Here is a 12,769-nt window from a genome sequence, read left to right as displayed (position 1 = left end):
TATTTGCTTAATTATACGTTTGAAACATTTTTTTCATGTTGACTGCCATAAGAAGCTTTAAACAAAAAGTCACGAAGACTCTTAGAATAATTTTCATAATAGAAGCTATTTCTAGAAGTCTCATTGGCATTTTTCTGAATGTCATCATAAATGGCATTGTAGTTAGTCATTATGTATACTAGCTTATCATACATTTTATTGTTATCATCTGTTGGTACAATAAACCCATTGACACCATCTTTAATGAACATATGATTATCACTAACATCAGTTACTAAAACAGGCTTTCCATGATCAAGATAATCAGACAGTTTAGTTGAAAAGCCATAATTATTTTGAAGCGTAAATCCTCTTGGAATAACTAATAACTGTTGCTGATTTAAAAAAGTGGATAACTCTTTTGCATTTAGATGTCCATAAAAATTAATATGCTCCGAAATATTTAATTCTTTTGCAATTTGTTCGAAGAGTAAATGATGATGTTCTTTATCTATGTACCCACAGAGGTTAAACGCAAAGGGATAATCGTTTTTCTTAAGTTCTCCCAACACATTAAAAAAAGATGTTAAGTTCTCTTTTATTGGATGAATACTACCAGAGAAGCCTATATTAAATGCGTCTTTTTGACTATAAATTTCACTAGAAAATTCTTTCTTTAAATCTGGATTTGTTAAAATCGGTATTCGAATTGTAGAGCGGTTAAATGTATCACCATAGGTTTGAATGGCAGTGGAAATACATATGAGTCCATCATAATGAGGCAGCAACCATTCTAAAGTCGAAAAAACAGCAATATAGATGATTTTTTTAATGGAGTACTTTGGACGCTTTATACTTGTTTTTTCATGAAAAGTGGACGTGTATTTTCTAATTTCGTTGAGTTCGTAATAGACATTACATTTTTTTAAAAACTTCAAATAGAAAAGCGCAATGATTTCTAGATAAACAAGAGGAGATGGGTAGAATAAGAACGACTGTTCTTCAGCACGTGCTTTCGAAAATTTAAATATATTTTTTATAAATCTGAAAGTACCAAAAAAGCTTTGTGTGATGTTATTATCTTTTAATATAAATACATTGGGGTGAATCTCTTTAAATGTATTCTTATGTATTGGTGAAGCGCTACAGGTCAATAGATAGACAGCTGTGTTTTTATTAGCCAAGGCTTGTGCATAATAAAGCATTCGTGTTACACCAGCATTTTTTACCGAGAAATCAAAATTACTATATATAAAAACACCCTTCTTCAACTTTTAATTATTTAGACCAAACCACTCTATTGACATAATCGATATAAGAGATCATGATTCGAACTACTTTTTCACTTACATTAGGCATAGAATAATCTGCAACCATCCTAAAATTCCGTTCAGGGTTTCTTTTTTGAACTTTTAAAGCCGCTAAACCTTGTAATATACGTTCAGATTTCAAACCTACCATCATAACCGCAGCCTCTTCCATAGCCTCTGGGCGTTCGTGAGCTTCTCGTATATTTAACGCAGGGAAATTTAAAATTGATGATTCTTCAGAAATAGTACCACTATCAGAAAGTACCGCAAAAGCATGACGCTGCAATGCATTATAATCGTTAAATCCTAAGGGTTTCATGAATACAATTTCATCACGCACCTTAATTTTTTTCGAATCTATCATATTTCGAGTTCTCGGATGTGTTGAAACGATTATTGGGAATTTATACGTATAAGCAATAGTATTTAGGCTTTCTATAAGCGCATTAAAGTTTGTGTCACTGTTAATGTTTTCCTCTCTATGTGCAGAGACAACGAAATATTTTCCGTCTTCAAGATTCAAGCGCTTGAGTACATCTGATGTTTTAATTTTATCCAAATATCTGTGCAATACCTCAAACATGGGACTTCCAGTTTTAATGACTCTGTCAGCAGGTAGCCCTTCTCTTAATAAGTATTCTCGCGCAATATCGCTATAGGTTAAATTAATATCGGCTAGGTGATCTACAATTCGTCTGTTGGTTTCTTCTGGAACACGCTGATCAAAACATCGATTTCCCGCTTCCATATGAAAAACAGGAATTTTTCGTTTCTTGGCGCTAATCGCTGCTAAACAACTATTAGTGTCACCTAATACAAGAAAAGCATCTGGATGTTCTTTTTCTAGCAAGGGGTCAATATTAATTAATATTTGTCCAATAGTTTCGATAGCAGATCCTTTTGCAGCATTCAGGAAGTGGTCTGGTTTCCGAAGTCCTAAATCATCAAAAAATATTTCATTAAGCTCATAATCATAGTTCTGACCTGTATGTATTAATACATGATCTATGGCTTCATTTCTATCTAGAGCTAAAATCACACACGATAGTCTAATGATTTCAGGTCGTGTACCTACTACTGTAACAATTTTTAATTTTTTCATGACTTATACGGTTTCAAAATAAGTATCTGCATCTTCGGGATTATAAGGCTCGTTAATCCAAAATAAGGTTACAAGTTCTGTATCTCCGATATTTTTAATATTGTGAGTATACCAAATCGGCATATCAACATAAGCTGGATGCTCTCCATCCAGATAATAATCTATGACTTTATTGGTTCCAATTTTACGCAATTGTATTAATGCTTTTCCACTTATCACAGCAAAGCGCTCAGCTTTTCTGGTATGAAAGTGATTTCCTCGTGTAATACCAGGAACTGTTGTTGAAAATGAAAACTGTCCACTTGTGTTTGTTCTTGCAATTTCAACAAAACTACCTCTAGGATCTGTATGTTTTTGAAAACGCACAGGAAAATGATTTTCTGGTATATAACACCTAAAGGTATTAAATAATGCTTTTTCAAATGGATCTTCTAAGGAAGGGAAAATACCCTTCATTAAATAATCCTCCTTAAAAGTGATAAGTAAATTTAAAATATGGGATACTTTATTGGAACTTGTATGAGGTACCACATAATCAAAACACGACGTGTTAAACTCGATAGTGTCTATGGTTCCTTTAATAACAGCAATACATGTAGCAACGAGCTCATTTATATAAATAAGATTTACGTTGGAATCAACATGAACTTCAGGAACTTCATTATGGGTTAATTTATAGCAAAATGTTGCTATAAAGGAATTGTAATTTGGTTTTCCAAAAGGTCCAAACACATTTGGAATGGTTAACGAGGTGATTTTTCCTTTAGAATGTAATGCCCATTTTTCTAGTAACGCTTTACCTTCTTTTTTTGATTGTCCATAAAGATTATCTTGTAATTCTTGTGAGGAAGAAGAGAATATGATATGCGGTGTAGAATTTGTTTTTTCACAAGCACTGATAAGTTTCGATACTAAGGAAACATTAGTGTCATAAATGACTTGTGGATTCTCATGTCTGTTCATCGCTGCGAGATGAACTATGACATCACAATGGGAAACAAAAGTTTGCAATACATCCTCTTGTTCAAAGAAATGGCGTTCAAAATGTATCAACTCAATGGTGTCATCTAGACTTAAGGTTGTAAAGAGATGATTTCCAATAAATCCGTTCTGACCTGTAATTCCAATTTTCATCATTTTACCATTTATTTATCCATTTGTTAGTTTCAAATCTAAAATCGTCACGCTTTGAGGCTTCAAGCTCAAAATCTGAAAACACCATGAGTTTGGATCCTTCGGATGATGCTTTGAATCCGTTCGCATAACCACCTGGTATAAAAAGCACTTGTGGTTGTTCAGAATTTAATTCGTAGGTATGCACCGTCAAATCTTCAGAAGGATTTTCAAAAGAATCCAATTTAATCACATTCACCTTGAAAGATCCTTGAGTGCAATAAAACCATTTACATTCATTTTTATGTGCTTGCCATGCTCTGATGATAGAGGTATTTTTTGGTGTGATTTCATAAAATCGGACAATTGGTTTTAATGAAAACTCATTAATACATGATAAAGAACCGCGGTCATCGGTAAAAAGATCACCCTTAATTAGTTGATGTTCATTAGTCATTTAAATTGTCTTTAATAAATTTTAGATTTAAAAGCGTTTGTTTTAAAGTATCTTGAGTTAACTGCGTTGTGTTATGAGAATGGTAATCTTCTATTTCACTTATATTTTTTTCACCTTCCGAAAAATACCTGTTGTAATTTAAATCTCTATTGTCGGCTGGGATTCTATAAAAATCACCCATGTCTTCTGCTTTTTGCATTTCTTCACGGGTACAAAGCGTTTCATATAATTTTTCGCCATGTCTCGTTCCAATAATTTTAATCTCATTTCGAGCATTAAATATATCTCGTAGTGCAGCTGCCAGATCTCCTATTGTACTAGCAGGAGCCTTATTTACAAAAAGATCTCCTTGTTTTCCATTTTTAAAAGCGAATAATACCAAATCAACAGCATCCTCTAAAGACATCAAGAATCGAGTCATATTTGGATCTGTAATTGTGAGAGGCATATTTTCTTTTATTTGCTTTACAAAAAGTGGTATTACAGAACCTCTTGATGCCATGACATTACCATACCTTGTCAGACATACGGTAGTGCTGTCGTGTAAGATATTTCTTGAGGCTGCGATAGCGACTTTCTCCATGAGCGCCTTACTTATGCCCATTGCATTAATAGGATAGGCCGCTTTATCAGTACTTAAACAAATAATTTTTTCAACTTTATTTTTAATTGCAGCATCAATAGTATTCTGAGTACCAAAAACATTTGTTTTAGTAGCTTCAATAGGAAAGAATTCACAAGAAGGAACCTGTTTTAGAGCAGCAGCATGAAAAACATAATCTGCGCCATTCATGGCTCTATCAATACTGCTAAAGTCTCTAACATCACCAATATAAAACTTGACTTTGTCATTTTGAAGACGATTTCTCATGTCGTCTTGCTTTTTTTCATCTCTACTGAAAATTCGAATTTCTTTGATATTAGTATCTAAAAACCGATCTAAAACTGCATTACCAAATGAACCTGTTCCTCCAGTAATTAAAAGGATTTTTTCTTTAAACATATTTATTTTTTTTTGTGAATTTGGTATAATAATAATACATCATGATTAGATAAGTTCCACTTGCTAATATTTTAGTTATTATAGCTCCGTTAACCCCAAAATAATTAACTAATATGGTATATCCTAAAATATTTACAATTCCTACCATAAATGCTGAGTTTCGTATTAACTTACCCTGTCCTTTGGCACCTAAAAACCTATTGATTAAGTCACCCAAGCCATGTAATAAAAAACTTAAAATTAATAGTTTCGCTATTGCTATCGTTGGCGAGAAGTCATCAGAATAAAACAAAAGAAATACTTTTTCAATAAAAAGGAAAAAGATAACTAATGCAACAGCCGATGCCAAGATGGAAAAAAGAAAAACTTTTTTTGGTATATAATCAAAGTTTGCAAATTTTTTAAAAAGCACGGTTCCTAATACAGATGGAATCATTATTAAAGGGGAACAGATTGTCAATGCTAATGTAAAAAAACCAACTTGTGTGTTATCAATGTAATAGGACAAAGAAAAACCGACTATATGAGCTGTTGCCACTCCCGCTAAACTCCCATAGTAAATGGGTCTTCCATTGGTGTTGTTTTCATGAATCACATCTTTTACAAGACTTTTTTTGATATTGAATTTTGGTTTTAATTTATAGATAATTGCAATCATACAAATAAACTGAAGGCCATATAATAACAAGAATATATCTTCTAAATACAGCGCATTATCTAGGTTGTATGTGTATGCGATGACCAAATAGGCAAGGGCCGGAATAGCATTTAGAAATGAAAGCGCGTAAATTTTATTTAAACCTTTGAGTATTTCTTTTAACGCTATGGTTCCAAGAATTGCAAAAATTAAAAAAGAATATTTCCTAAAAATAGAACCTAGATTATTTGAAAACCAAATAGGCTCTATGTAAGAAAAAATAATTAAGAGAATAATTCCTATCAAACCAGCAGTGGCTAATGCAATAACGAAAAAACCAATAAGATTATGCTTGTAGATTTTATCCCTTGCTATAGCAAGCATTCTAGTAATAGAAATAAAAACACCAATAGACACAAGACTCGCCAAAAAACGAAATACGGTTTCAATAAATTTAAAATCACCAAAAGCTTCCTTACCTAGAACTCGTGTATTAAAAATACTGATTGCAAAACCTAAGCCAATACCAATAAACGTTGATCCATATAAGGTAAGTATTTTCTGTATGGTGTCTCTATCTATATTCACGTCTCATACTGTATTTATATAAAAGACGTCCTTGAATTATGCAAATAACGAAGAAGAAAAAATCAATCGACATTGTTGTATATATTGCTAAACCAGCACACGCGAGGGTCCAAATTATTAATATAAAAGATTCGACTCTTGTTTCATAGTCTTGGTTTTTTTTGATGAATAATTTAAACGGAATAATTGCGGTCAAATAAAAATACAATATTGCTGGAATTAAACCAGCCCACCAAATTAGTTTAAGCCATTGATTATCAATACCACTAGATTTTTGTCCTTCAAAATAATAGGAGGGATCAAAACCTTTTCCAACTATTAAATCAAAGAAATTTAATTGTCTTAAAAATCCGATTAGTTGATTAGATCGAGAATCTTCTACACCTCTTTTTAGCAATAAGTCAAAAGAAGTACTATAGGATTCTGTATTGAATAACATATATATAAATAGTATTCCTACCGCAAGGGCACCGATAACATAATAGGTCTTTTTTTTCGCGTGGAAAAAATCAAAAACAAGAACTAAAAAATAAATTAGTAGAAATGATCTGGTTATCGTAATAAGAGCCGAAGTGATTCCAATAAAAATAGCAAAGACCCTTATTGTTCTTAGCTTTTTATTGTTTTTTGACATTAAAAACACAAAAGGAGTTATCCACACCAAATCAGTGGCATAAATACGATATTGTGCCAGCGACTGCCCTCTATATAAACCAATGCCATTAAATATGAGGTTATAGATAACAAAAATTGAAATAACAATTACTGAAACAATTAAGAACTTTTTAAATAAATTGTATCTATGATCATCAAAACTAACAAAAATTAAACCGAAGGCGAGCCAGGGCCCAATTCCCTTAGAATCCATTAAACCAGTTAAGTCATCAAATCCGGGTCCCGTTAAAAGGTAGATAACTGTAATGTAACCAAGAATCAAAAAGTATGCAATGAATAATTTAGGCAAATACTTGTTTTTGGCAGCAAAAAGATTCAAAATTACCGTTAAAAAAAGAAACACAACTGAAAATGATCTTATATACTTTTCTGAACCCAAAGATAAATCACCGTATGTAATATTGTTATAGAGTCTCCCCTGATCAAAATATATAAAAATTAAGCTCAGGCTTAAACCTATAAAGAATAAAGACGTGATTAACTTGTTAGGATTATTCAATTAGATAGATGAATTTTTATTTAAAAAGTTATAAGGTTCGGTTTCTGTATATAGTATTTTCATTTTATGTATATCGTTAATTGAATTCAAAGATGTGAAATTTTGACGATTATAAATTTGATTTTACATTAAACGATAGCTATAGTCAAGCATTTTGCATGAATTTACGTCTTGCATGGGTTTTTAAAAAAAACAGACTCAATATCGCAAAACCAACCGCATAAAAAGATTCTTTAATTTCATCAAAGCCGTTGGAATAATTAATACCAGTACCATAATCACTACCGCGACCAATATTTACGCCACTAATAAACACGATATAGTTCAGAAGAAAAAAACCGCCAATCCATAATGGAACTATCGGTATCCCTAAATATAAAATTACGCTTTTGAATTTTTTGGAAATAAGGGAAGTAATAGGAGTAATTACACAAAACAAAAACCAAAAAATGTTAAATAATCTGTTGAAGTTTAACATGTTTTCAAAAAATGATTTTGATGTCCCATCTTTCTTATAAGCTTGAAACCACCACAAATTATGTAGGTTTGTTTCTTTTTGAGCATTTATATCACTAAACCTTTCTGGGGTATTCCAACCAAAAATTCGTTGTCCCCAACTAATTTCTTCACCAAAAGCCATAAAAAAAAGTATTCCAAGAAGTCCAAAATAGATATTCCATTTTGTTGATTTACCAAAAAACTTATATTGAGAATCGCTTTCTTTTAAAAAAAATAAGTACGTAAAAACAACAGACGACATTAAAAAAGCTAAAGCACCAATACTTTCAACAAATCCGTCTTCTTCAACAAAAGCCCCTATATAATCTGCTCTTAAATTATAAATCAAGATATAGGTTATGGGGATTATTAATAAAATCCAATATTCCTTTTTAACTTTCATAAAAACATCAAATATTTTAAGCTAAACTAATAAAATTAAACACAAAATCATTACTCACCTAAGAGAAGTAATCAAAAAGAGTGTAAAAAATAACTTATGTATTTAAAAAAGCTGGGCAAGTATAGCGACTTTGTTGTCTAAATTATGTGACTAATTTTAATATAATTTAACTTTCTTAAAAATATTTAACGGATTAACCTGTTGTCCTAGCAAAGATAACAGCGCTTACAAATATTAAATATATCATCGGGTTCATATTGAACAGGGACATCAATACTATTGAAATGCACATTATTTAAAATAGATAATGGGTGTTGTCAATGTTTTTTGTAAGAATTTTGGATTTTTCTGTTAAACTTTCTTAAAACCTATTAAACAGACATCTAAATGGTAATTGTTGCCGTAATTAAATAAAGGTTAATTTAGGTATAATCCTCTTATTTGTAATATTTATTATTTAAAAGTAAGAATATACTTTAATTTAAATGCATTTAAACGAATAATAAATACTTTAAACGGTTATTTTGATATTTATTATATAAATTGCCCCAATAATTAATTAGTGCCCCAAATTTAATAGCAAATGAAGTCCCCAAATTCTCAATTGCATGCCTTTGGCATCATGAAGTCTTGTGAAAGAACGATATTTATGTTAATTATTATTCTTTCAAGTTTTAATTTAAATGCACAGCAACTTGCTTTCCCTACTGCTAGTGGAGCTGGAGCTTATGTAACTGGTGGCCGTAATGGTACAGTTATACATGTTACCAACCTTAACAATAGCGGACCTGGTAGTTTTCGTGAAGCTTTTACTACACCAGGACCAAGAATTATTGTGTTTGATGTTGCAGGGACAATAAATTGTTTAAGTTCATTGTCAACAGCTTATGATGATGTAACTGTAGCAGGTCAATCAGCGCCAGAAGGAGGAATCACATTTACAGGAGACCTTGGAAATAGCCCAATTTTTGAAATTTCAGGTAGAGATAATATGATTTTTAGACATATTAGAGTGAGACCCGAATTTTATAGTGGAGGTAGTAATGCTGATTCTTTTCAATGTTATAGTTGTACAAATGTTATTATCGACCACTGTTCGGTGTCATGGGGAGGAGATGAATGTCTTTCTTTTACTGGAAATACTTCCAATATCTCTATCCAAAATAACATCATTGCAGAATCTAAAACAGGTTCTATATTAGGAAACCCTAGTAATCCAGGAAATGCTCAAAATTTAAGCATGATTGGGAATTTGTTTTTCCAGATCGGACATAGACATCCTAATACACCCACAAACGGACGAGTAGATGTTATTAATAATGTTATTTATGGATATCGTTATAGAACGAATAGACCTGCTGATGGTCATCCTCAACTTAATGAAATAAATAATTATTATATAACAGATACACCTAGAATTTTAGGAGAAATGGGTAAAATAGATTGGGAAGGAACAGTGCCACAAATATATGCAAAAGGGAATCTTCATTTACCCACAACTGTAACAGATCCAAATCTACCTAATAACAACGATACTTGGACTGCTTTTGGAACATCAAATGGAGCATATGCATTTAATTATAATGGTCAAAGTTATTATGATGATGACCCAGCACCAGCCGAATTTTTTACTGCCGTACAACATCCATTGATAGGTGAGAACTGGAATGTATTAACAGCATTAGAATCATTAGAACATGCAAAGACTGATGTAGGTGCAAATAAAACATTAGATGGGTCAGGTGATGCAACTACTATATGGGATTCTGTTGATGATTATTATTTAGGACATGTAAATGCAGGAACATTATTGACAGTACAGTCTGGTATTACTATGGCGGGAAAAACACATTATGAAAACTTTTTAAGCAATATTAGTGCAACACCAATTAATTCAAGAGGTGATAATTATTATGTATCAAGTCCACATATTCCTGAAAATTGGTTCACCACTAATGTTCCAAGTGGAGAAACTGCAATGGATATTGCACCAAGCGGTTACACATGGATTGAAGAATTTTTAAATGGAGTTGATGCCACTCAAGGAAGTCAAGTAACGATAAATGCCTCTAACAACACCATTTGTGAAGGTGAAGATGTGACACTGACTGCATCAGGTGCCGATTCATATTCTTGGAATACGGGTGAAACAACATCAAGTTTATCAGTAACACCATCTGTGACAACATCTTATACAGTAACAGGAACACATTCTGATGGTAGCACAACACAAGATCAAATAACCATTACTGTAAATGAATTACCAATAGCAAATGCTGGTACAGATCTAGAAACATGCCAAGGTACAGCGGTAACTTTAACTGCCACTGGAGGAACTTCATACCAATGGAATACAGGAGCAACCACCGCCACAATTACTGTTACGCCTAATGCGACTACATCTTATACAGTTACGGTTTCACAAAACGGTTGTACAAGTTCTGATGAGGTTATTGTGACGGTTAACGAACAGCCCGAAGTGGACGCTGGATCAGATGAATCAATCTTTCTAGGCGAATCTGTGACGTTAACAGCAACTGGAGCGGATAGTTATATATGGAGTACAGGTGAAACAACTCAAAGTATTACGGTTAATCCAGTACTCGATACTTCATATGCCGTGACAGGAATTATAAACAATTGCGAATCTACTGATACCGTTAGTGTTTTTTTGCTAGATGATAGTGTCAATGTTAGTGCTGGCGATGATACTGAAATCTGTCTTGGCGAGATGACAACACTAACAGCAACTGGAGGAGCAACATATCTTTGGAATACCGGTGAAACGACTGCAAGTATCAATGTGTCTCCTACAGCAATAACAACATATACGGTTACTGCCTTTAGTGCCTCTGGAACTAATTCTGCAGAAGACAGTGTTATCGTAACCGTCAATGAACCGCCAACTGTAGATGCGGGCAATGATATAACAATTACTGAGGGAGATACCACAACTTTAACAGTGACAGGAGCTGATACATATTTATGGAGCACAGGTGAAACTACCTCTAGTATTTCAGTAGCTCCAAATAGCACAACAACTTATACTGTAACAGGATTTTCCAATGGTTGTGAAGCATCTGATGAGGTTATTGTTACAGTAGAAATAGAAAATGTAACGGCTAATGCTGGATCTGATATAAGTATTTGTAATGGAGAGAGTACAACCTTAACAGCAACAGGAGGAACTACCTATTTATGGAGTACAGGAGCAACAACTTCAAGTATTACTGTGAGTCCTACAGCAACAACAACTTATACGGTAACCGCTTTTAATGCGGCGCAAACAGCTTCAGATGATGCCAATGTGACGGTAACAGTAAACGATTTACCAGGCACCAATGCAGGTAATGATATTACGATTACCGAAGGGGAGTCGACAACTCTATCAGCAACAGGAGCCGATACGTATGTATGGAGCACAGGTGAAACAACCTCTAGTATTTCAGTAGCTCCAAATAGCACAACAACTTATACTGTAACAGGATTTTCCAATGGTTGCGAAGTATCTGATGAAGTCATTGTAAATGTTAATCCTTTTGAGTTTACAGCAAGTGCTGGTGCAAATCAGGTGATTTGTCAAGGCTTTGGGACGACGTTAACCGCTTCTGAAGGAGATAGTTATTTATGGAGTACAGGAGAAACAACTCAAAGTATAGACGTAAGCCCTAACAACACACAAACCTATTCGGTCACGGTTTTTCAAGGAGCATTTCAGGATGACGCAGAGGTGACCGTTACCGTTAACCTTAATCCGGATGTAACCATTGCCAATGGCGATGAAGTTATGATTCTTGAAGGAGAGTTTATAACGCTTTCAGCGTCTGGAGGAAATACGTATTTGTGGAACAACGGCGCAACACAACCTAACATAGCCGTTAGTCCTTCACAAACGACAACCTATGAAGTCACAGGTTTCATAAATAATTGCGAGGACACAAAAGCTGTGGTCGTAAATGTTTTAGATATCGTTGAAGCGAATGCAGGTGAAGATGTGCTTATCTGTTCAGAAGAAACCGCTGTACTGACGGCTTCTGGAGGTGATGACTATTTATGGAATACAGGCGAAACAACGCAAAGCATTGAAGTAGCGCCAGATGCAGATACTGAATATTCCGTATTGGTTTATAATGCCTTAGATAGTGATGAAGATACTGTGATGGTATTTGTTGAACAATGTAATGCTGCACAAGGGCCACCAGAAAACGAAAATTTCGGATTCTTAGTTTATCAGGAACCAACGAGTGACGTATTAAAAGTAAAAATAGACGGACTTCAGAGTGTCACGGTAAAAGGGATAACGATTTATGACCTGCTAGGAAAAGTAGTCCATACAGAAAATTTCAACCCATCTGAATTACAAAATCAGGCACAAATGACAAAAGAGATTAGCACTACCACGTATGCTAGAGGAATTTATATCGTGCGCTTAAACTATGATGATACCAGTATTTTAAAGAAAATACCGATTAGATAGAAACAATTATAATTATTTGAATTTAGTT

The 12,769-nt window shown here is 33.4% G+C and carries 9 protein-coding genes; 1 reads left to right on the top strand and 8 read right to left on the bottom strand.

Annotated elements, in window-relative coordinates:
- Window positions 1-11 precede the first annotated feature (11 nt).
- From BLT57_RS10020 to BLT57_RS09985, 8 genes are all read right to left on the bottom strand, one after another.
- Window positions 12-1,250: a glycosyltransferase gene (locus BLT57_RS10020; protein WP_157717167.1), complete on the bottom strand. Its 1,239-nt coding sequence runs from the start codon at window positions 1,248-1,250 to the stop codon at window positions 12-14.
- Window positions 1,251-1,257: 7 nt separating this feature from the next.
- Window positions 1,258-2,391 (bottom strand): non-hydrolyzing UDP-N-acetylglucosamine 2-epimerase, encoded by a 1,134-nt coding sequence (gene wecB, locus BLT57_RS10015; RefSeq protein ID WP_091425382.1) that lies wholly within the window; start codon window positions 2,389-2,391, stop codon window positions 1,258-1,260.
- 3 nt (window positions 2,392-2,394) lie between these two features.
- Window positions 2,395-3,528 (bottom strand): NAD-dependent epimerase/dehydratase family protein, encoded by a 1,134-nt coding sequence (locus BLT57_RS10010; protein ID WP_091425381.1) that lies wholly within the window; start codon window positions 3,526-3,528, stop codon window positions 2,395-2,397.
- Window position 3,529: 1 nt separating this feature from the next.
- The gene (locus tag BLT57_RS10005) at window positions 3,530-3,961 is read right to left on the bottom strand and encodes a WxcM-like domain-containing protein (RefSeq protein WP_091425379.1); all 432 of its coding nucleotides are present in this window, start codon (window positions 3,959-3,961) and stop codon (window positions 3,530-3,532) included.
- Entirely contained in the window at window positions 3,954-4,964 is a 1,011-nt protein-coding gene (locus BLT57_RS10000) for a polysaccharide biosynthesis protein (RefSeq protein ID WP_091425377.1), read from the bottom strand. The genes BLT57_RS10005 and BLT57_RS10000 overlap by 8 nt, the downstream gene beginning before the upstream one ends.
- Window positions 4,957-6,189: a lipopolysaccharide biosynthesis protein gene (locus BLT57_RS09995; RefSeq protein WP_091425374.1), complete on the bottom strand. Its 1,233-nt coding sequence runs from the start codon at window positions 6,187-6,189 to the stop codon at window positions 4,957-4,959. Before BLT57_RS09995 ends, BLT57_RS10000 begins: the two co-directional genes overlap by 8 nt.
- Window positions 6,176-7,153: a hypothetical protein gene (locus BLT57_RS09990; RefSeq protein WP_157717166.1), complete on the bottom strand. Its 978-nt coding sequence runs from the start codon at window positions 7,151-7,153 to the stop codon at window positions 6,176-6,178. The genes BLT57_RS09995 and BLT57_RS09990 overlap by 14 nt, the downstream gene beginning before the upstream one ends.
- Before the next feature lie 355 nt (window positions 7,154-7,508).
- Window positions 7,509-8,264 (bottom strand): hypothetical protein, encoded by a 756-nt coding sequence (locus tag BLT57_RS09985; RefSeq protein ID WP_091425371.1) that lies wholly within the window; start codon window positions 8,262-8,264, stop codon window positions 7,509-7,511.
- Window positions 8,265-8,847: 583 nt separating this feature from the next.
- Between BLT57_RS09985 and BLT57_RS09980 the strand changes: the two genes are divergently transcribed.
- Window positions 8,848-12,741 carry a T9SS type A sorting domain-containing protein gene (locus tag BLT57_RS09980; protein WP_091425369.1) on the top strand — a complete coding sequence of 1,298 codons (3,894 nt, stop codon included), beginning with the start codon at window positions 8,848-8,850 and terminating at the stop codon, window positions 12,739-12,741.
- Window positions 12,742-12,769: the final 28 nt, after the last annotated feature.

Origin of the sequence: Formosa sp. Hel1_31_208 (genome assembly GCF_900104785.1) — a bacterium.
In the GTDB taxonomy this organism is placed as follows: domain Bacteria; phylum Bacteroidota; class Bacteroidia; order Flavobacteriales; family Flavobacteriaceae; genus Psychroserpens.
The sequence above is the reverse complement of the archived record's forward strand: the minus strand, read 5'-3'. Positions and strand labels throughout refer to the sequence as shown.